The organism is Shimia thalassica (assembly GCF_001458215.1).
In the GTDB taxonomy this organism is placed as follows: Bacteria; Pseudomonadota; Alphaproteobacteria; order Rhodobacterales; family Rhodobacteraceae; genus Shimia; species Shimia thalassica.
This window is the reverse complement of the sequence record NZ_CYTW01000001.1, coordinates 453,754-477,710: the sequence shown is the minus strand read 5'-3', so window position 1 is coordinate 477,710 and position 23,957 is coordinate 453,754. Positions and strand designations below refer to the sequence as shown.

Genomic DNA, 23,957 nt, shown 5'->3' with positions numbered 1-23,957 from the left:
CGTTGTGCAGCCGTGATCGCGACCAAGGTGACATTCAGGAAGTCACGCATTTTGGGTCGGAATCTGGACTTCTTAACAACCTGAATTCAAAGAGATCCAACTGTTCGCAAACCGCCACAAATTTGAGCAGTGTAAAAACCGGAAAGCTTCACAATTCCAATGCCTTGCGCTAGGCGCAACGCGGATATGTCCAACTGTATCTGGTAAAGTCAACATAACTGACCCATTTTAGGTTCAAAGGGAGGCCAATCTTCTTTTGAATGAGGTCAAACATGGCAGCTACATCTATTCACTTTCCAGCACGCGACTCAGCACTTCGCATTCTGGCAGCTCCATTCGTCGCATTTGGAAAAATGCTTGTCACGCTCGCCGAAGCAAACGGACGTGTCAAAGAAGCTGAAGCTTATCAGGCAATGACCGACGCCGAACTGGCGGAACGTGGTCTGCGTCGTGAAGACATTGCTATGCACGTATTCAAAGACAGCCTCTATATCTGATCCGAGAATAAAAACGCGCGAACGCATCCTTACAACGTGAGGATGCCCGAAAAGCCCCGCCCTTTTGAGCGGGGCCTCTTCATTTTACGGCAACATATGAATTGCCCCCTTCCTTCTTCCTGATCGCATAGCCCGAAATATGTCTTCGAAAAAACGGGCTACCCATGCGTATTTTGCTCGGCTAGGCTGCGCGAAGCACAAAAAAAATAGACGTGCTTTTGGGAGGAAAAAAGTATCATGAATTTTTTAGGTAAAACTGCTGTTGCTGCCCTTGCTGTTGCGTTCGCAAGCGAGGCCGCTGCTACTGAATGGAACGTGTCTGTATGGGGCAAGCGTCGTGCCTTTACAGAGCATGTTGAAAAGCTTGCCGAGTTGGTATCCGCAAAAACCAATGGCGAATTCACCATGAACGTCAGCTATGGCGGTCTGTCCAAAAACCGCGAGAACCTTGATGGCATCTCCATCGGCGCGTTTGAAATGGCCCAGTTCTGCGCAGGCTATCACCGTGACAAAAACCGTGTTGTAACCGTTCTGGAACTGCCTTTCCTTGGCGTTTCCAACCTCGAAGAAGAAGTTGCCGTATCCAAGGCCGTCTATGCCCACCCCGCAGCGGCCGAAGAAATGGAACAGTGGAACGCCAAACTTTTGATGACGTCCCCGATGCCACAATACAACCTTGTGGGCACAGGCGACCCTCGCGACACACTGGCCGAATTCGAAGGCATGCGGGTGCGCGCGACTGGCGGTCTTGGCAAAGCGTTTGAGGCAGTTGGCGGCGTGCCAACCTCGGTCACAGCGACCGAAGCCTATCAAGCAATGGAAAGCGGCGTTGTCGACACCGTGGCCTTTGCCCAACACGCACACCTTGCCTTTGGCACAATCAATCAGGCCGACTGGTGGACTGCAAACCTGAATCCCGGCACCGTGAACTGCCCCGTTGTGGTCAACATCGATGCCTATGACATGTTGTCAGACGCCCATCGCGAAGCTCTGGACAGCTCTGTTGACGAAGCGCTTGACCATTATCTGGCGAACTATGCCACCCTGCTTGAAAAGTGGGACAGCGTTCTGGCCGAGAAAAACGTCGCCAAAGTTGAAATCGACGAAGCCGTTCTCGCTGAATTCCGCGCCAAAGCTGCTGATCCGATTCGCGATGCCTGGATCGCGGATATGGAAGGCCAGGGGCTCCCCGGTCAGGAACTCTATGAGCTTGTTGTCAAAACCCTTGCCGATCATCGCGCAAGCAACTGATATAAAGTGACACTTCTGGCGGCTCCGATATCCTTCGGGGCCGCTTTGCATCAAAATCAAAGGGGGCGGACATGGCTGGTTCTTCCGCCGTGTTAGAGGATGGCAGTCTACTCAGCCGTCTCGACAGGCAACTTCTCAAACTTGAACAGGTTTTCGCGTTGATAAGCGGCCTTGCCGTTTTCAGCCTCATGTTTCTTGCCGCTTATTCCGTGGGGGGGCGAAAGTTTTTCGCGTCACCGCTGGCGGGGTATGTCGACTGGATCGAAGCCCTAATGCCCCTGATCGCCTTTATGGGGATTGCATACGTCCAGCGGGACGGCTCTCACATCCGGATGGACATGGTAATCGGCAAGCTCAGCGGCCGTGTGCTCTGGGCCGCGGAACTCCTGTCTGTCGTGCTGATCCTGCTCTTGATGATTGCGCTCGTTATGGGAAGCTGGGCACATTTCGAACGCTCTTTTGACTGCGCACGCCCGCTCTGTTCACGTGACAGCTCGATCGATATCGGCATTCCCATCTGGCCTTCCAAACTGATCGTGCCGGTTGCCTTCTCCGTTCTGTGTTTGCGTCTTATGATTCAGGTCTGGGGATATGGGCGCGCTCTTGTTCTGGGGCTTGAAAGCCCGGTTGCCGTGCCGTTGGTGCAATCCATCGAAGAACAGGCGCTGGCCGAAGCCGACCAATTGGGAGGCCATGACAATGGATAACATTACCATTGGCCTCTGGGTCACCTCAGGCATGCTTGTCATGGTCGTGCTTGGCATGCGCGTGGCGTTCGCCGCGGCGCTGGCCGGCTTTATCGGCATCATCTGGATCTTTTGGGCCAAAATGGGCTACGCGCCAGAGAAATTCCTGTACTGGAACGAACGGCGCGAGATCTGGGACGGCGCTCTTGGAAAGTCAATCGCGATTGCCGGATCTGTGCCCCACTCCAAAGTATCCAGCCAGGCTCTTTCGCTGATCCCGACCTTCATCCTGATCGGCTATCTGGCCTATTACGCAAAGTTGACCACTGCCCTGTTCGAGGCCGCCAAACGCTGGATCGCCTGGGTGCCCGGCGGGCTTGCGGTCTCGACGATCTTTGCGACTGCGGGTTTTGCCGCCGTTTCGGGCGCCTCTGTCGCCACCGCAGCGGTCTTTGCCCGCATCGCCATCCCTGAGATGCTCAAGGCGGGATATAACAAACAGTTTGCCGCAGGTGTGGTTGCTGCTGGCGGCACATTGGCGTCTCTCATCCCACCCTCGGCGATCCTTGTGATCTATGCCATCATCGTAGAACAGGACGTAGGTAAACTGCTGCTCGCAGGTTTCATTCCCGGCGCGTTCTCTGCCATCATCTATGGTGGCATGATTGTGGGCATTGCCGTGATCTTCAAATCCGTCGGCCCGCCAGTTACCGGGTTCACATGGCGTGAACGGTTTGAATCGCTGCCGCCTGCCCTGCCTATCGTGGCTGTGGTCGTGATCATCATCTTCTTTGTCTACAACCCCTTTGGCGACGCGTGGGGCACTCCGACTGAAGGTGGGGCCGTGGGCGCCTTTATCGTTTTCCTGATGGCTTTGTTCCGCGGCATGCGTTGGCCAGAACTAAAGTCGGCTCTTCTGGAAACCGCCAAACTGACCGTGATGATCTTCACCATTATCTGGGGAGTCTTGATTTACGTCCGCTTTCTCGGGTTTGCCGATTTGCCGGGCGCCTTCTCGGACTGGATTACATCTCTCGAGATGTCGCCCTGGCTGATCCTGATCTGCATTCTCCTCGCCTATGCGGTGCTGGGCATGTTTATGGATGCAATCGGCATGCTGCTCCTGACTTTGCCAGTGGTGTATCCCGCGATTATGGCCCTGAACGGAGGTGAAGCCGTCACCGCCGCCGAAAGCTCGTTTGGCATGTCCGGTCCGATGTGTGCGATCTGGTTCGGCATTCTGGTGGTGAAAATGGCCGAATTCTGTCTGATCACCCCTCCGATTGGCCTCAACTGTTTTGTAGTGGCCGGGGTCCGCGATGACCTGACGGTGCAGGATGTGTTCAAAGGCGTCACTCCGTTTTTTGTCGCGGACGCCGTGACAATCGCCTTGCTCGTCGCCTTTCCATCGATCGTGCTTTGGTTGCCATCACTTGCCTGATGGACGGGGCCGCCTTAATGCGCGGCCCCTCGCTTCTCTTGGCCTCAAATATCCCCGCCGGAGGCTCCCGCACCTTCAACACCTCCGACATTTGCGGTAATAGCGCCCAACCACAGACACAGGCGCCGCTATGATCAATATTCACAATGTCTCGCTCTCCTACGCGGACCGCACGGTTTTGCGGGATGTTTCCCTGTCCCTGACCGAGCGGCGGATTGCGGTGATCGGTGCCAATGGTTCAGGAAAATCCTCTTTTGCGCGCATGCTGAACGGTCTGGTCCTCCCCACCGAGGGGGAGGTCGAAATAGACGGGCTGAACACCAGAACACACGGGAAAGACATTCGTCAGAAAGTCGGGTTTGTGTTCCAGAACCCCGACAACCAGATCGTTTTCCCCGTGGTCGAGGAAGACCTCGCATTTGGTATGAAAAATCTCGGCTTCTCGAAGGAAAAGATTGCACAAAAGACGGATGAAATCCTGACGCGCTATGACATGCGTGATTTGCGCGAACATCCCGCACATCTTTTGTCGGGTGGCCAGAAACAGCTTTTGGCGATTTCAGGCGTTCTGGTGATGGAGCCGTCCTATATCATCATGGACGAGCCGACCACGCTGCTGGACCTGCGCAACAAGAGGCGTGTATCCGAAGCGATTATGGCCCTCGAGCAAACAGTCATTTTGATCAGCCACGACCTCGATCTGTTGCACGACTTTGACAGGGTAATCGTTTTTGACGAAGGCCGCGTGGTCGAAGACAACATCCCTTCCGTGGCGGTGCCCGCCTATGTCAAACGGATGACCTGATGCTTGATCTCTACTCTCCGGGAAAATCGTTCCTGCACAAAATGTCGCCCGCGCCCAAGATGCTGGTCTTGATGGTCGCTGCCACACTGCTGTTTTTGAACGACAGTCTTGCCGTAACACTGGCCGCGATGGTGGCCGTGCTGCTTCTGTACCCTCTTGCACAACTCTCGTTCAAACAAGCCTGGCAGCAATTGCGACCCTTGTTGTGGATTTTCGCCGTGTTTTTTGCGCTTCAATGGTGGCTTGCGGGGCTGGAGCAGGCCTCCTACGTGGTGTTGCGCTTGGCTGCTTTGATCCTTTTGGCAAGCCTTGTCACCCTGACCACCCGTTCGAGCGATATGATCGACACGATCACGACGGGGCTGGGCTTTCTCAAGCCGATTGGCGTCAATCCCGCCAAGGTCGGTCTGGCCATTTCTCTGGCGCTGCGTTTCATCCCCGTTCTGGCCCAAGTCACGCAAGACGTGCGAGAGGCACAGAAGACGCGCGGACTTGAACGATCGGTCATTGCCGTGGCGATGCCCGTCGCCATCCGCACGTTGAAGATGGCGGACGATATTTCTGATGCCATCGAATCCAGAGGATATCGTCCCTAAAATCGCCCATTTTTCTGCACCTGCACTTGTCTTGTCGTGGCCCGCCTTCGTACGAGGCAGCCAAACGCCGGACCCGTTCCGGAACAGAAAAAAGAAGGACCAAACACCATGGACACAAAGAGCATTGTCTATATCGCTCTCTTCGCGGCCCTCACCGCCGCATTGGGCATTGTCCCGCCAATTCCAACCGGATTTGGCATCAACATCACAGCCCAGTCTTTGGGCGTCATGCTGGCCGGTAGCATCGCAGGCGCCAAGCGCGGCGGTCTGGCCATGGTTCTTTTCCTCGCGCTGATTGCAATCGGACTGCCGCTTCTGGCAGGGGGCCGGGGCGGTATCGCGGCACTGGCTGGTCCATGGGCGGGATATGTTCTTGCATGGCCTTTGTGTTCCTTCATCATCGGCTGGCTGATCGGTCGCAAACCCGGCGCAAATGTTTGGCTGCTGGGTGCCTTCATTGCATTTGGCGGGATCGTCGTGATGCACACCTTCGGCATTCTCTGGTATGCTTTTGCATCACAGATTCCTTTGGGGGTCGCCTTCATTAACAACTCGATCTTCATTCCCGGAGATCTGGTCAAAGTTGCAATTGCCGCTGTATTGACCCATGGTCTGCGCCGCGCCTTTCCAACTCTCTAAGGAGACCGCTTGCCCTTACGCAACGCGATAGAAACCTATGCCCGCCAGCGTCCAGATACGCTGGCGGTGTGCATTTCCGGCACGTCGCTGACCTATGGCGCACTGTATGAGACGGTCATGGGTCTAAACGCCGCCCTTGCCGCCCTGCCTGCAAGATCCCGACCAGACCTGACCCTGCCCGATGCGGGGCGTCTGTTTGCCTATGCCGCTGGTAACCATCCCTCTGCCGCCTTTCTTTTGGCCACCTGTCTTGCCACCCCGCATGCGGTTGAACTGCTTGACCCTCACTGGCCGGACTCGCTCCATCAAAAGACACTGGCGAAGCTGCCGCCAGATGCGCTTTTCTGCCTGTCCACCCAGACGGCGCTGATCGAGTCTGCAAGCCGGTTGGGCATTCCTGTCATCCGTGTCGACACCCCGGATTTTGCATCATTTCTGGCGCCGCCCGTTCCTCTTCCCTGGACTGCGGGCACCGATATCTTCCTTGTTGGATTTACCTCTGGCACCACGTCACAGCCCAAGGCCTTTGCACGCGCCCGCCATTCATGGCGCGCCTCTCTGGATGCAAGCCGCATTGCCTTTGCGCTGACCGAAAACAGCCACACATTTGCCCCCGGCCCATTGGCGCACGGCATCACCCTTTATGCGTTTGCCGAGACACTGGACCTGGGCGCGAGCTTCTTTGGTCTGACCCAGTTCGAACCCGTTGCCGCACAAAGGGCAATGTCGAACGCGCGGCGTATCGTTGCGGTGCCCACACTTTTGGGCGCGCTGTGCAAATCTGATCCTCAGGACCAGATCCGCGAGATCACAACAGCAGGTGCAAAGCTGGACCCAAACCTTCTGAAGAAGGCGCGCGCCACCTTTCCCAAAGCCCGCCTTCACGAATACTACGGTGCGTCCGAGCTCGGCTTTGTGAGCCTGAACACGCATGGCCCGAACAGTTCATCCGCTCCGGCGCACAGTGTCGGACGCCCCTTTCCGCACGTGTCCTTGTCGATCCGCAAAGACGGTCAGGAAGTTTCGCAAGGCGAAGATGGTACAATCTTCGTGCGGGGCGACCTTGCGATTGATGGCTATCTCTGGGGCGGTCGTAACAGCGGTTTTCGCCGCGAAGGCCCTTGGGCCACCGTGGGGGATGTGGGGCGCCTCAACAATGATGGCAGCCTGTCTCTTTTGGGGCGCGAAGGCGGTATGGTCATCACGTCAGGGCACAACGTTTATCCGCAAGAAGTCGAGACCGCCCTTTCGGAAATTCCCGGCCTTGAAGGAGCTGTCGTGATTGGCCTGACCCACCCGTCGCGCGGGCAGGAAATCAACGCTATCGTTTGCGGGAATGCCCCGCTTGGAGAGGTACGCGCGCAGCTGCGCCTGCGTCTGCCACGCTATAAGCTGCCCCGCCGTTTTTTTAAGGTCCAGGCATGGCCTCTGACCAGCAGCGGCAAACCGGATCGCGCCACATTGAAAGCGTGGCTTGAAACAAAGGATGACAAACTTGCGCCTCTTGGCCCCTGACCTCCAACCCGTAATCATCGCGGCCCGACGCAGCGCCATCGGGCGCGCTGGTGGCATGTTTCGCGATTTGGATGTTCAGGATCTGGCTGCTCCGGTGATGCAGGCGGCCGTGACGGACGCGCAGCTTGAGCCAAGCCAGCTGGATGATGTTATCCTCGGAAACGCCGCAGGCCCCGGCGGCAATATCGCAAGGCTATCGGCGTTGACGGCGTGGGGGGATGTCTCGGTGTCCGGTGTTACGGTCGACCGGCAATGCGGATCAGGTCTTGAAGCGGTCATACAGGCATGCCGGTTGGTGCAGGCGGGTGCAGGTCAAACAATCATGGCCGGAGGCGTCGAAAGCCAAAGCCGCAAACCCTTGCGGGCCCTTCCGTCGCGCACAGGTGGCGACCCACATTATTATACGCGCGCACGGTTTTCTCCGGAAAACATCGGGGACCCGGAAATGGGAGAGGCCGCAGATACGGTTGCCGACAGGTTTGGGGTCTCGCGTGACCGTCAGGATGCTTTTGCGCTGCAATCGCACGCGCGCTCCCTAACCGCACAATCAGAGGGGGTCTTTCAAGACGAGATCGCGGCGGTACAGGATGAGATGACAGACCAATGCCCCCGAGAAGGTTTGACGCCGGAACGTCTTGCCAAATTGCGGCCTGCCTTTTCAAAAACCGGAACAGTCACGGTTGCAAACGCATGCCCTTTGAATGATGGCGCCGCCGCGGTGGTGGTCACCTCCATGGCGCACGCAAAAAAGCTTGGCCATTCGAAAGCCCTTGCTTTTGTGGACGCAGCCGCCGCGGGTGTTGATCCAAATATCCTTGGTCTGGGCCCCGTGGCCTCGACCCGAAAATTGATGGCGCGTCATCCGGATTTGGCGCTGCCCAACCTGACTCATCTGGAATTCAACGAGGCCTTTGCCGCGCAGGTGCTTGCCTGTCTGGATCAGCTGGGTTTGCCACAGACCCTGCCCAATCCGCAGGGCGGCGCTATCGCACTGGGGCATCCCTTTGGCGCATCGGGGGCCATCCTTGTGACGCGGCTTTTTTCACAATTGGTGCGGCACCCCGCACCGGACAACGCCCTTGCCATGGCCATGATCGGGATCGGCGGCGGCATGGGTCTTAGCGCGGCGTTCCGCCCGATTTCTCTTTGAGGCTTGGGCCAGAATGCAAAACGGGGCCGTAATGACGACCCCGCTTCATGAGATTTTTAAGCAGGCTTAGTCGTCTTCTTCAACGATCCGAACCGCACCCAAAGACGCATTGGCAACGTGTGCGGCGTAGGCTTTGAGCGCTGTGGAAACGGCGCGAGGACGCCCGACCGCTTTCCACGATGTTTTGTCGGCTTGCGGGTGTGCCGCGCGGCGCGCATCAAGCACGTCTTCCGAAACATTCAACTGGATCGACCGCTCGGGCACCGAAATGGTGATCTTGTCGCCATCTTCAACCAACGCAATGACGCCCTTCTCGGCGGCTTCTGGCGAAGCGTGTCCGATAGAAAGACCCGCGGTACCACCGGAGAAGCGACCATCCGTGACCAAGGCGCAGGTCGTGTCAAGTTTCATCGATTTGAGATACGCCGTTGGATACAGCATTTCCTGCATGCCCGGTCCACCTTTGGGGCCTTCATAACGGATCACGACAACCGAACCCGGCTTGACCTTGCCGCCCAGAATGCCCGACACCGCGTCGTCTTGCGATTCAAACACAACAGCCGTGCCTTCGAATTCATACATCTCTTTGATGACGCCAGCGGTTTTCAGGATACAGCCCTGCTCTGCAAGGTTGCCGAATAACACGCAAAGACCGCCTTCTTCACTATAAGCGTTTTCGAAATCGCGGACGCAGCCGTCTTCGATATCCAGATCCAGTTCGGTATACATCCGCGACTGGCTGAACGCCTGCGTGGTGCGCACACCACCGGGGGCCGCGATGAACAGATCACGGGCCTCGTTGCCAGCGGTGTCGCGGCGCACGTCCCATTTATCAATGAATGCACCGACGTTTTTCTCGTGCACTGTGGCACAGTCACGGTGAATCTTTCCTTCACGGTCCAGCTCACCAAGAATACGCGCGATCCCGCCTGCACGGTGCACGTCTTCCATGTGGTATTTCGGGGTCGAAGGCGCCACTTTGCAAAGGTGCGGAATCTGGCGGCTCATCCGGTCCATGTCGGCCATGGTAAAGTCGACGTTGCCTTCGTGCGCGATCGCCAGAAGGTGCAGAACCGTGTTGGTCGATCCGCCCATGGCAATGTCCAGCGCCATCGCGTTTTCAAACGCTTCAAACGTCGCAATGCCGCGTGGCAGAGCCGTTTCGTCACCTTCTTTGTACCAGCGTTCGCACAGCTCGACGATCTTGTGGCCGGCTTCTTCAAACAGACCTTTGCGTTTCGAGTGCGTCGCGAGAAGCGATCCATTGCCCGGCAGGGCAAGGCCCAGCGCTTCGGCCAGACAGTTCATCGAGTTGGCCGTGAACATGCCCGAGCAGGACCCGCAGGTCGGGCAAGCCGAACGTTCCAGTTTGTCGACATCTTCTTGCGAGCGGTCCTGATCGGTCGCGCCCACAATGGCGGTCACCAGATCGGCCTTGTGCTCTCCGTCCTGAAGCAGAACCTTGCCTGCCTCCATCGGTCCGCCAGACACAAAGATTGCAGGAATGTTCAAACGCATCGCGGCCATCAGCATGCCGGGCGTGATCTTGTCACAGTTCGAAATACACACCAGTGCGTCGGCGCAGTGCGCATTCGCCATATACTCGACACTGTCTGCGATCACTTCGCGAGACGGCAAAGAGTACAGCATGCCATCGTGGCCCATCGCGATACCGTCATCTACGGCAATCGTGTTCATCTCTTTGGCAACACCACCGGCCTTTTCGATCTCGGCGGCGACCAGCCCACCCATGTCTTTCAGGTGCACGTGACCAGGGACGAATTGGGTAAAAGAGTTCACCACAGCGACAATCGGTTTCCCAAAATCACCGTCTTGCATGCCGGTTGCGCGCCAAAGCGAGCGGGCAGCGGCCATACGGCGGCCAAACGTAGAGGTTTTGGAACGAAGATCAGGCATGGCAGCTCTCCTTGAACTGGGTTGGTCCTATCGCGGGTCTGATCCCGACGGGTGCCACCTGAGCGACTGTTTTGCAAGAGGAGTCGCGTAAATTTGTTGCTGGAAATGGCCATCAGACGAACTAAAACCTCGATTTCAGATCATGTAAGGCAAGCGCGGTTTCTTCTCGGGAAAACCAACGGCGTGCACCGCCATGGTGCGCCACGTTCGTTTGGACGCTTTGGGCCGGATTCCACAGGGTCTCCCATTGACGTCGGACGCGGTTCTGTCAGTGTGTCGCGCATGCAAACAACGGCGGCGGACACAACGGTAATTGGCGGAGGCGTGGTCGGCTTGTCGGTCGCATTCGGCTTGCTGCGTGCGGGGCACAAAGTGACCGTTCTGGACGGGGCCGACACGGATCATCGCGCAAGCCTTGGCAACTTTGGATTGACCTGGCTGCAATGCAAGGGGGCACGCTTTGCGCCTTATGCCAAGTGGACGTGGGATGCGGTGCGCGCATGGCCCGCGTTTTCGCAAGAGCTAGAGAACCTGTCCGGAATGGATCTCGCACTCGACATGTGTGGCGGGTACGAGTTTTTCACGAACCAAGAGGAACTGGAGCACTACGTTGATGATCTCGCCGCACAGGCCAAGACATTGGGGCCTGACTTTTCCTACGACGTACTGAGAGGCAACGCGCTGAGGCAGGCATTGCCGGGCATTGGCAAGGCGGTTGTTGGGGCAACGTTTACTGCGCACGACGGACACGTGAACCCGCTGCGTTTGCTGTCGGCTTTGCGTCGGGCGGTGTTGAACATGAATGGAACGGTGCTTGGCAACTGGCACGTGACCGACATCACCAAAACCGGTGATGCAACAATCCTAACAAATGCGGACGGTCAAACACATCAGACAGGCCGCCTTGTTCTTTGTGCCGGTCTTGGCGCAAAGAACCTTGGGCCAAAGCTCGGGTTTCACGCGGCAATCCGCCCGCAACGTGGCGAATTGCTGATCACGGAACGGCTTCATTCAAAGCTTCCCTTTTTGTCCTCAACACTCCGGCAAGTGGATGAAGGCGGTATTCAAATCGGGGGCACCAAGGCCGAAGCTGGACTGGATGACCGCGAAACTTTGGAAAAGATGCAGGACCTTGCCCGCCACGCCGTTGATGTCTGGCCCGCATTGGCAGACGTGAATATCATTCGAAGCTGGGGCGCGTTGCGTGTGATGACCTCGGATGGCTATCCGATCTATGCCCAAGCACCGGACGGGTCCGAAACTTATCTTGTGACCTGTCACAGCGGCGTCACCCTTGCGCCGATGCATGCAAGCAAACTGGTGGACTGGCTGGACAAAAACGATCTGGCCCCTGATCTGGAGGCGTTCTCTGATGCAAGATTCAAGGTTTGAGCGCCGAACATCCCAAACGGCCACCGTGTCTTTTACCTTGGATGGCGTATCGGTTAACGCATGTGCGGGCGACACATTGGCCGCAGCACTGCTGGTACACGATGGGGCAGCGTTCCGTACAACAGGCGTATCTGGCGCACCAAAGCTTCCCTTTTGCATGATGGGTGTTTGCTTTGAATGTCTTGTCGAACTGGACGGACAACCCAACGTACAAAGCTGCATGGTTGAAGTGCAAAACGGCATGACGGTGCGCCGTCACTCCGGATTTCGCACCCTCGGAGATGCGCGATGACGGATCTTATCATCATCGGCGCAGGTCCCGCAGGCATGGCCGCGGCCGCAACCGCGGCACGTGGTGGGGCCAAAGTTGTCTTGCTGGATGAACAGCCCCGTGCAGGCGGGCAGATCTATCGCAACGTCGCCATCAACAACGGACGTGTGCCCCACTTGGGGGAGGACTATTCCAAAGGGGCGCACCTTGTGGCCGGATTGGATCACCCCAACATCACCTGCCTCTTTGGAAGTACGGTCTGGCGCGTCGAGGCCGGCCCGTCGGTGGTCGTCTCGCGTCACAAGAAAAGTCAGCGCATGGATGCGCCACATATCCTTATCGCGACAGGGGCACAGGAACGCCCCACACCATTTCCGGGATGGACCCTGCCGGGTGTGATGCCTGCTGGTGCGGCGCAGATCTTGATGAAATCCTCGGATCTCATGCCGCGCAATGCGGTGCTCGCGGGAACCGGACCGCTTTTGTATCTTATCGCAAGCCAGATGATCGATGCAGACCGTCCACCTCTGGCGCTTGTCGAAACACAGACGCCGTTCATGCTTGCGACCAGCCTTGTGCACCTGCCCCGCGCCCTTCTGGACCGGCATTCGATTTTCAAAGGTCTGGGCCTTTTGCGCAAAATACGCAAAGCGGGCGTGGCGAGATACGCAAGCGCACGGGCGTTTCGCGTCACGCTGGATGAGGACCGCTTGCACTTTCAGTTCACGTCAAAAGGAAAGCCTCAATCGCTTTTGTGCGACCTTGTGCTTTCACATCAAGGCGTCGTTCCCGCAACCCAGCTGTCTCGCGCCGCAGGTGTGCCTCATATCTGGAACAAGGCACAGCGCTGTTGGCAGCCCGAGCGTAATGACGAAGGCAAAACACCCGTCGATGGGATTTGGATTGCCGGAGACAGCGGTGGCATTCATGGTGCGGACGCAGCCCGGGCCGAAGGTGTCATTGCCGCCAATGCAATCCTTTGCCGTCTTCATGGACTGCGCCCCGAAGTGGCACCGCATGTGAATGCCCATGCCCTGAACCACCGGTTTCGTGCGCGTGCAATCCGCCCGTTTCTGGACGCGGCCTATGCACCTGCACAAGAGTTTCTAACACCACCGGATGACGCGGTCGTCTGCAGATGCGAAGAGACAACAGCAGGCGACCTGCGTCTGGCGATGCGCAATGGCGCCAGTGATCTGCGCCACCTCAAGGCGGCAACCCGCGCGGGCATGGGTCCCTGTCAGGGGCGCATGTGCGGGCTGACACTGGCCAACCTTCTGTCAGAACACACCGGCCAAAGCATGGATACCATTGCGCCATTGCGCGTCCGTAGCCCGATCAAGCCCGTAAGCCTTGGTGAGCTGGCTGCCCTTGATCGCCCTGAAAGCTAGAAACGGGACGGCGGGCGGGGCGTCGTTGCCCCGCAACGCGCGCCGCACCCGTTACGCGACACGGTTGCCCTTACTCCAGACCGCGCGCAGGGCCGGCACCCCTTCGGTCAGACGGAAACGGATAAGATCGGCCTGCATTCCAACTTCAAGACAGCCCCTGTCATGCAACTCGGTCATACGGGCCGGCGTTGATGTGACGGTGGCAATGCCTTTCGCCATATCACCCCAGTGCTGTCCCAACTGAACAGCGCCCAACAAAAGCGAGGACGGCACATAGTCCGAAGAAATGATATCCAACAGGTCCATGTCCGCCAGCTCAATCGCCGCAACGTTTCCCGAATGGGACCCCCCACGCACAAGATTTGGGCCGCCCATGATGGTGGCAATCTGATGGTCGTGACAGGCGCGGGCCGCCTCCACGGTTGTCGGAAATTCTGCCAGATGTATCCCGTAACCTGACGACACCCGCACCTGTTCCTGAGTGGTGTCATCATGACTGGCCAGCACCGCACCATAACGCTTGGCCGCTGCCACGGTCGCCTGCTCGTGTTTTTCGCCCAAGGTGGATCGCAGGCCATATAGAAAGTCGACATACCCGTCGAACGCATCCGGACCCATGCCATATTTACCGGTAATATAGTCCCTGTATTTTGACAGATCCGAGAACTGGCGCTGTCCGGGCGTGTGATCCATCAGGCTCACGATACCAACGCGATCTTCGACACCGAATTCCTCAAGTTCTTCAATAAGAGATTCTGAGCACACTTCGGCCCGCAGATGCAGGTGATGGCTGATCTTCAACCCGCCATGTGCCCGCATGGACAGGATTTCATTGGCAATCTGGCGGGCGTATTTCCCATATTTCTTGTTTGGGTCCGATATGATCGACCCCACCCGAATTGCGTCGAAAACAGTCGTAATGCCAACACTGGCCAACTCGGCGTCATGCGCCACGATGGCGGCTTGATGCGGCCAGTCCACCTTGGGGCGCGGATGTATATGCCGCTCGAGATTGTCAGTATGCAGTTCGATCAGACCCGGGGCGATATAATCCCCCTCACAGTCTTCGGCACCAACAGGGACAGCTGTTCCAGAGGCAACGGCGGTAATTTTGTCGCCACGCACAGCAATACTACCCCGTATGGTTTCGGTTGGCAGAACAAGAGTGGCATTGGCGAGGATCATGTCATGTGTCATCAGAGTGTTACGCGCTTCTGGCAATGGCTAAGGAAAAAAACGGAGACCCGACGTGCAGTTTACCCGATATGGCATCTACTACACCCCACCGCGTGGCGCATTGGCCGACTTCGGTGCAGGCTGGCTGGGTTGGGATATTGAACGGGGATGCGCCGTAGCCCACCCCGACATTGAGGGCTTGCCCCACGACATCGCACCGCTGACCCAGACACCCCGCAAATACGGGCTGCATGGCACGATCAAACCACCCTTTCGGCTGGCCGAAGGCAAAAGTGCCGCGATGCTTGCACAGGACTTTGACGATCTGGCGCAACGCCTGCCCCCTATCGATCTGGAAGGATTGGCGTTGACCCGATTGGGTGGATTTGTTGCGTTGACTGTTCAGGGGGATCAATCCCCTTTGGCGGATGTGGCCTCGGCCATTGTCCGTGGCCTTGACGCGTTTCGTGCACCCCCAAGCGACGCCGAACTGGCCCGCCGCCGCAAAGCCGACCTGACACCGCGACAAGAAGAGCTTCTGGCGCAATGGGGATACCCCTATGTGATGGACCAGTTTCGCTTTCACATCACGTTGACCGGCAAACTCGGCACCGACGATGCCGCACAGGTTACCACCGCTTTGACGCCGCATCTTGTGGATCTGCTGCCCAGCCCATTTGAGATCCGTGATCTTACGCTGGTTGGCGAAGATGACACGGGCATGTTCCACGAAATTCATCGCACTGCCCTTTCCGGGTAGAGCGCGACAGTGATCGCCTGGATCGTTTCGTCCAGCGCACCATCATTGCATATCTCGATAACATCTTCGCCTTGAGGGCGTGCATGTCCAGCGCGGGCCAGTCTGCGAAGGATTTCGTCCTGCGTTTCTCGCCCGCGACCACCCAAGCGGCGTGCAAGGGTTTCAGGGTTTGCCGTCAATGAAATGACACGGAAACCGTCAAAGCTGGCGCGAGCTTCGTCCAGAATAGATCGCGACAGGTTGACCAGCGCAACGGTCCCCTCGGGGCGGTGCTCGATCTGGGATTTCGGGATGCCATAAGACAGGCCATGTGCATCCCACCACAGGCAAAAGTCCCCGCGCGCAACACGCAGGTCAAACTCGTCACATGTGACACCGTCGAAGTCTTCGCCGCCCGCATCACTTGGCCGGGTTATGACCCGACGCACCAGCGACATGCTGGGATCGGATGCGGCCAACGCATGCATCACGGTATCCTTGCCAACGCCGGATGGGCCAACAACCGCTATGAGACGCGCTGCCATCACGCCACCTTTGGCGTATAGATGGCCACATCGATTTCACGATCACAGACACGATCCCGGGCTGCCTCATCGTGAAAAATGCCGATGATTGCCGCCCCACGCGCTTTGGCCTCTTCAATGAGGCCCAGAACAGTTTCACGGTTGGCCGCATCAAGACTGGCTGTTGGTTCATCAAGCAGCATCGCAGGATAGGTGTGGGCAAATCCGCGCGCGATGTTCACGCGCTGTTGCTCGCCACCAGAAAAGGATGTCGGGCTCAGTGACCAAAGCCTTTCCGGAATGCGCAGCCGTGTCAGAAGATCACGCGCCCGATCACGGGCCGTTTCTGTTTCGACACCAATGGCCAGCAATGGCTCGGCCACGACATCAAGCGTCGGCACACGCGGCACAACGCGCAAAAACTGGCTAACATACCCAAGCGTATGGCGGCGCAACTCAAAAATTTGGCGCGGCTCGGCCTGTGTTACATCCAGCCCGTCAATCAAGATGTGTCCGGATGCAGCAAGGTAATTGCCATAAACCATACGCATCAGGGTCGACTTGCCCGCCCCGGATGCCCCGGTCAGCGCCACACATTCCCCGCGGGCCACAGTCAGTTCAGCCCCATCCATCACGGGGATGACAACACCGCCCTGATTGTGAAGCGTAAAGGTTTTCGACAGATTCGAAATCTCGATCATATCAGTCTCTTTTCCGGATCAGACTTGCAGCACAGAGCTGACGAGAAGTTGTGTATAAGCATGTTGCGGGTCGTCCAGCACCTGATCGGTCAGGCCGGTCTCGACCACATGCCCGTCTTTCATGACCATCAGCCGATCCGCCAAAAGCCGGACCACGGCCAGATCATGTGTGACAATGATCGCGCTCAGGCCCATTTCACGAACAAGGCCGCGCAGCAGGTCCAGCAGGCGCGCCTGAACCGACACATCAAGACCACCGGTGGGTTCATCCATAAAGACAAGGCGCGGGCCGGTCACAAGGTTGCGTGCGATCTGCAAGCGCTGCTGCATGCCACCAGAAAACTGGGTCGGGCGGTCGTCCACACGGGATTCCTGTATCTCGACGCGGCCCAGCCAATCGATGGCCTGATCGCGGATATCACCATAGTGACGCGCACCCACGGCCATAAGACGTTCGCCAACATTTCCGCCTGCGCTGACGTTCATGCGCAGACCATCGCGCGCGTGCTGGTGCACAAAGGCCCAGTCCGTGCGTGACAGCATCCGGCGTTCCGGCTCGGACATGGTTACAGTGTCCTTCATCCCCTCGGCGCGTGTGTCGAACATTACCTCGCCGGCATCGGGGGCCAAATGTCCAGCAAGACAGTTAAGCAACGTGGATTTACCCGATCCGCTTTCCCCAACGATGCCCATCACCTCGCCGGGATAGAGATCGAAACTCACATCCGTACACCCGATGCGCTTGCCATAGAGTTTCTGGATGTTCTGAACCTTGAGCAGCGGTGTCATGCCGCGTCCTCCTCAAAAGCTGTGCCTTGTGCACCAATATGTCCGGCCTTGCGGCGGCCCGTGCAATAATCCGTATCCGAACAGACAAACATCCGCGTACCGGCGTCATCCATGATGACCTCATCGAGATAGCTGTCTTCGGCACCGCACAGATCACAAGGCGCATCTGCCTTGCTTGCCTCAAACGGATAATCATCAAAGTCGAGGCTCACGACCTGTGTATGGGGCGGTACAGCATAGATGCGTTGCTCGCGCCCTGCTCCAAACAACTGGATCGCGGCCATTTCCATCTTGGGGTTGTCGAATTTCGGAATAGGAGACGGATCCATCACATACCGACCCTCAACCTTGACCGGATAGGCATAGGCCGTTGCAATTGCCCCGTGGCGGCTGATGTCTTCGTAAAGCTTGACGTGCATCAACCCGTATTCCTCAAGGCTGTGCATCTTGCGCGTTTCCACTTCAGAGGGTTCCAAAAACCGTAGCGGTTCCGGGATCGGAACCTGATACACTAGGATCTGATCTTCACGCAGGTCTTCCTCGGGAATTCTATGGCGGGTCTGGATGACGCTCGCCTGCCCTGTTTCCTCGGTCGTGGCGACCCCCGCCGTCTTTTCAAAAAATTTGCGGATCGACACGGCGTTGGTGGTGTCATCTGCCCCCTGATCGATCACTTTCAACGTGTCGTCCGGTGTGAGCGCCGCAGCCGTCACCTGAACACCGCCGGTGCCCCAGCCATATGGCATCGGCATTTCGCGCGAGGCAAAGGGAACCTGATATCCCGGTATAGCAAGCCCTTTCAGGATCGCGCGCCGGATCATGCGTTTGGTTTGTTCGTCTAGGTATGCAAAATTGTAATCAGCCATAGAATGGTCAAGATATGGCCGGTTTTCACCCGAAAGCGCCATTAAATCGCCCCCCCTGTCGAGTAGTCCGAAGTCTCAGACCCCAAAAACAATGAGGAGAGAGACCAATGTTGATATGGACAGTGATTTTTATGCTGGGGATTTTTTCCGCAGCGCTGATTGGCAAAGTGCTGATGAAACGCTACCCGGATTCCGGTTTTGACGTTTTTTCCAAAAAGTGATTTTCGTTCGGGATTTACGCAAGTGAGTGAGGCCGTGATCATTCCGCGGCCTCCTTCATTTCACCCATAGCTTCACGCCGCAATTTGCGGATCAGTTCTAGCTCGGACTGGAAATCAACATAGTGCGGCAGCTTGATGTGTTCGAGAAAGCCGGTCGCTTGAATGTTGTCTGAATGGTACAGCACGAATTCCTCGTCCTGTGCAGGCGCTCCAAGGTTGTCTTCGCCCAACTCTTTCCAGCGCAAAGCACGATCAACCAAAGCCATCGAAATCGACTTGCGCTCTGATTGGCCAAACACCAACCCATACCCCCGTGTGAATTGAGGTGGTTCTGTTTTCGATCCGGTGAACTGGTTCACCGTTTCACATTCGGTCAGTTCGATTTCCCCAATATCGATCGAGAACCCCAATTCGGGAATCTCCATTTCGACATCGACCTTCCCGATCCGCAATTCACCGACAAACGCGTGGTTGCGCGCATAGCCACGTTGCGTTGAATACGCCATGCCCAGCACAAATCCCTCGTCGCCGCGCGACAACGATTGCAGCCGCAGCGCGCGATTGGCTGGCAATTCCAACGGTTCACGCGTTAGATCCCCGGGCGTTTTGTCCGTGTCCTCTTCGGTCTGGATCAAGCCTTCTTGGTTCAAAAACTCGGTGATGTGAGGCGTGGGTTCGTGACGGGCGATGCCTTCTGCGGCTTCGGGTGTGTCACCTTCGGCGGCTAGCGCAAAGTCCAGCAACCGGTGGGTATAATCAAACGTCGGCCCAAGAACCTGACCGCCCGGCGCATCCTTGAACGTCGCCGAAATGCGGCGGTCACAGGCCATATTCGCCGTCTCAACCGGAGAAGAATATCCAAAACGGGGCAAGGTCGTGCGGTATGCCCGAATAAGGAAGATCGCTTCGATCATGTCCCCGCGGGCCTGTTTGATTGCAAGCGCAGCAAGGTCCGGATCATACAAGGACCCTTCGGCCATCACCCGATTTACAGCCAGACTCAGCTGCTCGCAAATTTGCGCAACGGACAGCTCATCGACACTCGGATCGCCACGACGCTCTTCTGCAAGCCATGCATGCGCGTTATCGATCGCACGCTCACCGCCTTTGACAGCAACATACATCAGCTGGTCTCCACTTTTGTTGTGCGAGGCACCGCCGCGATGCGGTTGCCTGCGGTGAACAAAAAGTCCAAGCCCAACGGAAACAGCGCGGCGTTTTGTTGAAAGGCCCGCGTTTCAGGCAAAGACAGGTGTGTTGTGGTCTTGATCCCCGGCCCGCGCAAAACCGCGCCAGTGCTTTCAAGTGTGTCACACGCGACAATCAAAGTTGCAGACCGGTCCGGATACTCGGACGTGCCAATGGCAAATTCTTCAATCGGCGCCAATGTGGCCCACGTGCCAACCGCAAACATAGCGTCTGCCTTGTTCGAAATCGGCGCCCCGATGTGAAACGCAATCCAGTCGCGCACATCTTTGGTATCGGTGCATTCCGCCAGAAAGACCGGCGTTTCCGGATCACACAAAGTGAGAAGCGTCACACCTGCAGCAATCGACAAGGGCGCAGGGGGCATCGCCCCGGCCACTTCCCGTATCTCACCCGGCTTTGCCATCACATTCATGATGTCGCGGAACGCATGCGCCGACTCGACCGGCACATTGGCAAATCCACCTTTGAGGATATCTGAATTCATTGATCCTCTCCCCGTACCATGGTGAAAAAGTCGACCTTGGTCGCCGCTGCCTTGGCCGCCCGTTTGGATTTTGCGGCAAGCATTTCCGCCTCCAGTCGCGCAATCAACGTGGCGCGCAGGTTCTCCCCCTGCGGCCCTTGCATCAGGGCATCAATGATTGCGGCGATCCGAGCCTTGGCTTTATCGCGCCCCTGAATATAGGCATGCCCCACTTCCCCGCTTGTCAATTGGAGTGAGCAACGGGTGACCGTCATTTCCCCAAGATTGAACGGCGCGCCTGTTCCCCCCATGCGACCACGCACCATAGTTGCGCCGATCTCGGGGGAGCGCAGCCAAGAGAACTCTGGATCAAGTCCCGTTGCCTGCCAAAGGCTTTGCAATGTTTGCGCCGGGGCTTTGGCCAAAAGGCTCATCCAGTCGCGGCGGGCTAATTCACTGGTCATCTAGACACCTTGCAGATTTGTCTACTTTTCTATACAACTAGACAAATGTTACGCATTTGGCCCGAGTCGGGCAATCCGCAATTTGGTGAAAGTTTCATGACATGAACGCAGGACAAAAAAGAACTCCCGTCTGGGCGGCCATTTCAAGGACGCTCACCGCGGACATTGCAGAGGGGCGGTATGCGCCCGGTGACAAGCTTCCGACCGAGGCCGAGTTGTCGGCGCGGTTCGGGGTAAACCGGCACACGGTGCGTCATGCCCTGAAGGCAATGTCAGATGCGGGTCTGACCCATGCGCGACGCGGATCAGGCGTGTTTGTGGCACAAGTTCCAACCGATTACCCCATCGGGAAACGCGTCCGTTTTCACGCCAACTTGCAAAAATCCGGGCTCTTGCCGGGAAAAGAAATCCTGTCCTGCGAAACCCGCGCCTCGGACCAACGTGAAGCAGAGGCCCTTGGTCTGGCCAAGGGGGATTACGTACATGTCTATGACGGGCTTTCCCTTGCCGACGGACAAGCTTTGGCCGTTTTCAGATCCGTTTTTCCCGCCGACAGGTTTCCCGAGATTTTGCAGTATATTCAGGATTTCAAGTCAGTGACCGAAGCCCTCAAGGCCTGTGGCGTCGAAGACTATACCCGGGCATCAACGCGTCTGACGGCGAAACGGGCGACAGCCACACAGGCGCTTCATCTGCGCATCCTTGAAGGCGATCCGATTTTGCGAACAGTCGGAATAAATGTCGATCCTCAGGGCACGCCAGTCGAATATGGCACGACATGGTTCGCCGGAGATCGGGTCACGCTCACCTTGGCACAAGATGCCACGCCATAACCGCCGCAGATTTTCCGTGTGTTGTCACGCGTGCGACATACAACCTGCCTAGAAGCACAGAAAAGTGCTTTAGTGAGCAGTGGTTCGATGCCCAGACATCCTTTATCTTTGCGCCTGACGGGTGCGACAGTTCTTCGAGACGGCGAAATGCAGAAACGATCCCTCGCGATCGAGCATGGCCGGATTTCAAAGGGTCCCCTTCCCGAAGTGAACCTTGCGGGTTACCTGCTGATGCCGGGCATCATCGATCTGCATGGCGATGCTTTTGAACGCCACATTGCACCCCGCCCTTCGGCGCCGTTCCCTTTGGAAACTGGCCTGCGTGCAACAGATCGTGACGCAGCTGCGCACGGGATCACAACGGCATGGCTTGCACAAAGCTGGAGCTGGGAAGGTGGGCATCGGGGGCCGGCGTATGCCGAAACCTTGTTGGATGCACTTGCAGGGTATTGCCAGCATTCCATAACCGACCTGCGTGTCCAGATCCGGTGTGAAACCCACACGGTTGACACCGCTGAACAGCTTCTTGCGGCAGTCGAGCGCCATAAAATCGGCTACGTAGTTTTCAACAATCACCTCGACGAAGCGGTGCACCTTGCCCGTTTGCGCCCCGAAGAAATCGCGATCTGGGCCAAGAAAGCGGGACGCACACCGGAACAGCATATGCATTTGGTCCATCAAGCACAGGAACAAACCCCGCATGTGCCCCGTTACCTATGCAAGCTGGCAGAACGGTTTGACCAGCTCGGTGTTCTCTATGGGTCGCATGATGATCCGGATGGGGACACCCGCGAACGGTTTTCCATGATCGGGGCGCGTATCTGTGAATTTCCGACGGCGCGACCTGCTGCTGCGTTGGCCAAAGCTGTTGGAGACCATGTCCTTATGGGGGCCCCCAATATCGTGCGCGGTGGTTCGCAGTCCGGCAACATCGCCGCGATCGAACTGGTCGAGGATGACCTTTGTGATGCATTGGTGTCTGACTATTATTATCCGGCACTGGCACAGGCGGCCTTCCGGCTTGCAGATGATGGTCTGTTGTCGCTGCCCAAAGCCTGGGCGTTGATCTCGCAGAACCCCGCAAACATCATGGGCCTTGCTGATCGTGGGTATTTTGATCATGGGCGACGCGCTGACATCGCCATTATCAATGAACAAACACGCGCAATCGAAGGGACAATTTCCGGTGGCCGGATCACCCATCTGGTCGGGGAAGCGGCCCATCGCTTTTTCCAGGCCGGGCGTGCCCTGCCTATGGCTGCGGAATAACAGCTTTCGTGGTACGGTGATCAAGGTTAGGCTTTGGCTCAGGATCTCTCAGGAGCAACAATGCCCACGCCTTTTGCCGACCCAGATGTCAAAGCTGCTTTTGACCGGTTTCCAGACCCCGAGCGTGTCGGGTTTATGGCGCTGCGCGAAATGATTTTCGAGACGGCCATCGAAACACCCGAGGCCGGCACGATTGAAGAGACGTTAAAATGGGGACAGCCGTCTTATCTGACACCGGTCACGAAATCGGGGTCAACGGTACGGCTGGGTGTTCCCAAAACCGGTGGGCTGGCGATGTATACCCATTGTCAAACAACACTGATTTCCGATTTCAAGACGCTTTTCCCCGAGGACTTTACGTTTGATGGCAATCGCGGTGTCGTATTTGAATCAGGTCGGACCACCTTTGATGACAGGTTACGCCTTTTGATAAAAAGCGCGCTGACCTATCATCTGAAATGATCGGCTAGCCGCCGTATTTTTCCAAAAACGCTTCTGCCGGAAACGCGCGAAAGTCTTCCAAAGCCGCGCGAAGTCGCGCGTGGTCCCAATCCCACCATGCCAACGCCAAAAGGCGATCTGCCACGTTTGACGAAAACCTTTCCCGCAATGGAACCGCCGGAATGCCGGCCACAATCATGTAGGGTGGAACGTCTTTGGTCACGATCGCCCCGGATGCCACAATAGCCCCATGGCCCACCGCGACGTCGGGTTTAATCATCGCATTGTGACCAATCCAGGTGTCATGACCGATTGTGGCACGGCGCGATTGACGGTGCGCGAAAAAGGCATCATCGACGCCTGCATCGTCCCAATAGTCGGAAGACCGATACAGAAAGTGATGCAGACTTGCATTTTCCATGGGGTGATCGGTGGCACCGATGCGCACCGTTGCTGCAATGTTGGCGAACTTGCCAATTTCGGCATTCGCAATGTCCGCCATGCGGTCGCAGTATGAATAATCCCCGAAATGGCTGTTGACGATACGGGTGCCTTTGCCGATCTCGACAAAGCGCCCGAACGTGGCATCGTGAAGTTCACAATCAGGGTGAATGAACGGCTTTTCTGCGGTCAATCGAGCCATGGTCGCCTCTTGAATTCTGCATAAGTTCCAATGCCCGTTGCGGGGCTTCGGGGGCAAAAGGTGAATGC

At 57.1% G+C, this 23,957-nt stretch carries 26 protein-coding genes; 16 read left to right on the top strand and 10 right to left on the bottom strand.

The features are described from left to right. Positions 1–272: 272 nt before the first annotated feature. The 9 genes from PH7735_RS02185 to PH7735_RS02145 all read left to right on the top strand — a co-directional run bounded on the left by PH7735_RS02185 (position 273) and on the right by PH7735_RS02145 (position 8,580). Entirely contained in the window at positions 273–497 is a 225-nt protein-coding gene (locus PH7735_RS02185) for a hypothetical protein (RefSeq protein ID WP_058309691.1), read from the top strand. Positions 498–734: 237 nt separating this feature from the next. Next, the gene (locus PH7735_RS02180; protein ID WP_058309690.1) at positions 735–1,748 is read left to right on the top strand and encodes a C4-dicarboxylate TRAP transporter substrate-binding protein; all 1,014 of its coding nucleotides are present in this window, start codon (positions 735–737) and stop codon (positions 1,746–1,748) included. Between the two features lie 71 nt (positions 1,749–1,819). Next, positions 1,820–2,455: a TRAP transporter small permease subunit gene (locus PH7735_RS02175; RefSeq protein ID WP_058309689.1), complete on the top strand. Its 636-nt coding sequence runs from the start codon at positions 1,820–1,822 to the stop codon at positions 2,453–2,455. Further along, positions 2,448–3,875, top strand: a complete 1,428-nt coding sequence (locus PH7735_RS02170; RefSeq protein ID WP_058309688.1) for a TRAP transporter large permease — start codon at positions 2,448–2,450, stop codon at positions 3,873–3,875. The genes PH7735_RS02175 and PH7735_RS02170 overlap by 8 nt, the downstream gene beginning before the upstream one ends. Positions 3,876–4,005: 130 nt before the next feature. After that, positions 4,006–4,680: an energy-coupling factor ABC transporter ATP-binding protein gene (locus PH7735_RS02165; RefSeq protein ID WP_058309687.1), complete on the top strand. Its 675-nt coding sequence runs from the start codon at positions 4,006–4,008 to the stop codon at positions 4,678–4,680. Then, positions 4,680–5,276, top strand: a complete 597-nt coding sequence (locus PH7735_RS02160; RefSeq protein WP_082645106.1) for an energy-coupling factor transporter transmembrane component T family protein — start codon at positions 4,680–4,682, stop codon at positions 5,274–5,276. The genes PH7735_RS02165 and PH7735_RS02160 overlap by 1 nt, the downstream gene beginning before the upstream one ends. A 108-nt stretch (positions 5,277–5,384) precedes the next feature. Beyond that, a complete protein-coding gene (locus PH7735_RS02155; RefSeq protein ID WP_058309685.1) occupies positions 5,385–5,915 on the top strand; it encodes a biotin transporter BioY in 531 nt (176 codons plus the stop codon). A gap of 9 nt (positions 5,916–5,924) precedes the next feature. After that, a complete protein-coding gene (locus PH7735_RS02150; RefSeq protein WP_058309684.1) occupies positions 5,925–7,430 on the top strand; it encodes an AMP-binding protein in 1,506 nt (501 codons plus the stop codon). After that, positions 7,402–8,580 (top strand): thiolase family protein, encoded by a 1,179-nt coding sequence (locus PH7735_RS02145; RefSeq protein ID WP_058309683.1) that lies wholly within the window; start codon positions 7,402–7,404, stop codon positions 8,578–8,580. Before PH7735_RS02150 ends, PH7735_RS02145 begins: the two co-directional genes overlap by 29 nt. A 66-nt stretch (positions 8,581–8,646) precedes the next feature. On the opposite strand, the gene ilvD is transcribed toward PH7735_RS02145, so the two are convergent. Continuing rightward, positions 8,647–10,497 carry a dihydroxy-acid dehydratase gene (ilvD, locus tag PH7735_RS02140; protein WP_058309682.1) on the bottom strand — a complete coding sequence of 617 codons (1,851 nt, stop codon included), beginning with the start codon at positions 10,495–10,497 and terminating at the stop codon, positions 8,647–8,649. A 282-nt stretch (positions 10,498–10,779) separates the two neighbouring features. On the opposite strand from ilvD, the gene PH7735_RS02135 reads away from it, so the two are divergent. The 3 genes from PH7735_RS02135 to PH7735_RS02125 are packed head-to-tail and all read left to right on the top strand — an operon-like array spanning position 10,780 to position 13,551. Then, a complete protein-coding gene (locus PH7735_RS02135) occupies positions 10,780–11,889 on the top strand; it encodes an NAD(P)/FAD-dependent oxidoreductase (RefSeq protein ID WP_058311096.1) in 1,110 nt (369 codons plus the stop codon). After that, a complete protein-coding gene (locus PH7735_RS02130) occupies positions 11,870–12,181 on the top strand; it encodes a (2Fe-2S)-binding protein (protein ID WP_058309681.1) in 312 nt (103 codons plus the stop codon). Before PH7735_RS02135 ends, PH7735_RS02130 begins: the two co-directional genes overlap by 20 nt. After that, positions 12,178–13,551, top strand: coding sequence for an FAD/NAD(P)-dependent oxidoreductase (locus PH7735_RS02125; protein ID WP_058309680.1), 1,374 nt, complete (start codon positions 12,178–12,180; stop codon positions 13,549–13,551). The genes PH7735_RS02130 and PH7735_RS02125 overlap by 4 nt, the downstream gene beginning before the upstream one ends. 51 nt (positions 13,552–13,602) lie before the next feature. On the opposite strand, the gene PH7735_RS02120 is transcribed toward PH7735_RS02125, so the two are convergent. Then, on the bottom strand, positions 13,603–14,748 hold the full coding sequence (locus PH7735_RS02120) for an alpha-D-ribose 1-methylphosphonate 5-triphosphate diphosphatase (RefSeq protein ID WP_058309679.1): 1,146 nt from the start codon (positions 14,746–14,748) through the stop codon (positions 13,603–13,605). Positions 14,749–14,800: 52 nt separating this feature from the next. On the opposite strand from PH7735_RS02120, the gene PH7735_RS02115 reads away from it, so the two are divergent. Next, the gene (locus tag PH7735_RS02115) at positions 14,801–15,487 is read left to right on the top strand and encodes a DUF1045 domain-containing protein (RefSeq protein ID WP_058309678.1); all 687 of its coding nucleotides are present in this window, start codon (positions 14,801–14,803) and stop codon (positions 15,485–15,487) included. Here the strand turns inward: PH7735_RS02115 and phnN are convergent. The 7 genes from phnN to phnG all read right to left on the bottom strand — a co-directional run bounded on the left by phnN (position 15,463) and on the right by phnG (position 20,703). After that, positions 15,463–16,011 (bottom strand): phosphonate metabolism protein/1,5-bisphosphokinase (PRPP-forming) PhnN, encoded by a 549-nt coding sequence (gene phnN / locus PH7735_RS02110; protein ID WP_058309677.1) that lies wholly within the window; start codon positions 16,009–16,011, stop codon positions 15,463–15,465. The genes PH7735_RS02115 and phnN overlap by 25 nt on opposite strands. Further along, a complete protein-coding gene (gene phnL, locus PH7735_RS02105) occupies positions 16,011–16,691 on the bottom strand; it encodes a phosphonate C-P lyase system protein PhnL (RefSeq protein WP_058309676.1) in 681 nt (226 codons plus the stop codon). The genes phnN and phnL overlap by 1 nt, the downstream gene beginning before the upstream one ends. Positions 16,692–16,709: 18 nt before the next feature. Then, positions 16,710–17,480 carry a phosphonate C-P lyase system protein PhnK gene (gene phnK, locus PH7735_RS02100; RefSeq protein ID WP_058309675.1) on the bottom strand — a complete coding sequence of 257 codons (771 nt, stop codon included), beginning with the start codon at positions 17,478–17,480 and terminating at the stop codon, positions 16,710–16,712. Further along, positions 17,477–18,346, bottom strand: coding sequence for an alpha-D-ribose 1-methylphosphonate 5-phosphate C-P-lyase PhnJ (locus PH7735_RS02095; protein WP_058311095.1), 870 nt, complete (start codon positions 18,344–18,346; stop codon positions 17,477–17,479). The genes phnK and PH7735_RS02095 overlap by 4 nt, the downstream gene beginning before the upstream one ends. Positions 18,347–18,605: 259 nt before the next feature. Further along, on the bottom strand, positions 18,606–19,691 hold the full coding sequence (locus tag PH7735_RS02090; protein ID WP_058309674.1) for a carbon-phosphorus lyase complex subunit: 1,086 nt from the start codon (positions 19,689–19,691) through the stop codon (positions 18,606–18,608). Next, on the bottom strand, positions 19,691–20,260 hold the full coding sequence (gene phnH / locus PH7735_RS02085; protein ID WP_058309673.1) for a phosphonate C-P lyase system protein PhnH: 570 nt from the start codon (positions 20,258–20,260) through the stop codon (positions 19,691–19,693). The genes PH7735_RS02090 and phnH overlap by 1 nt, the downstream gene beginning before the upstream one ends. Further along, positions 20,257–20,703 carry a phosphonate C-P lyase system protein PhnG gene (gene phnG, locus PH7735_RS02080; RefSeq protein ID WP_058309672.1) on the bottom strand — a complete coding sequence of 149 codons (447 nt, stop codon included), beginning with the start codon at positions 20,701–20,703 and terminating at the stop codon, positions 20,257–20,259. The genes phnH and phnG overlap by 4 nt, the downstream gene beginning before the upstream one ends. Positions 20,704–20,804: 101 nt before the next feature. On the opposite strand from phnG, the gene phnF reads away from it, so the two are divergent. The 3 genes from phnF (at position 20,805) to PH7735_RS02065 (ending at position 23,267) form a co-directional block, all read left to right on the top strand. Next, positions 20,805–21,536, top strand: a complete 732-nt coding sequence (gene phnF / locus PH7735_RS02075) for a phosphonate metabolism transcriptional regulator PhnF (RefSeq protein WP_058309671.1) — start codon at positions 20,805–20,807, stop codon at positions 21,534–21,536. 87 nt (positions 21,537–21,623) lie between these two features. Then, positions 21,624–22,805: an alpha-D-ribose 1-methylphosphonate 5-triphosphate diphosphatase gene (locus tag PH7735_RS02070; RefSeq protein ID WP_058309670.1), complete on the top strand. Its 1,182-nt coding sequence runs from the start codon at positions 21,624–21,626 to the stop codon at positions 22,803–22,805. A 60-nt stretch (positions 22,806–22,865) separates the two neighbouring features. Next, positions 22,866–23,267, top strand: a complete 402-nt coding sequence (locus tag PH7735_RS02065) for a DUF1801 domain-containing protein (RefSeq protein WP_058309669.1) — start codon at positions 22,866–22,868, stop codon at positions 23,265–23,267. Between the two features lie 4 nt (positions 23,268–23,271). Here PH7735_RS02065 and PH7735_RS02060 read toward each other — a convergent pair whose 3' ends face one another. Next, entirely contained in the window at positions 23,272–23,889 is a 618-nt protein-coding gene (locus PH7735_RS02060) for an LbetaH domain-containing protein (protein WP_058309668.1), read from the bottom strand. Positions 23,890–23,957 lie beyond the last annotated feature (68 nt).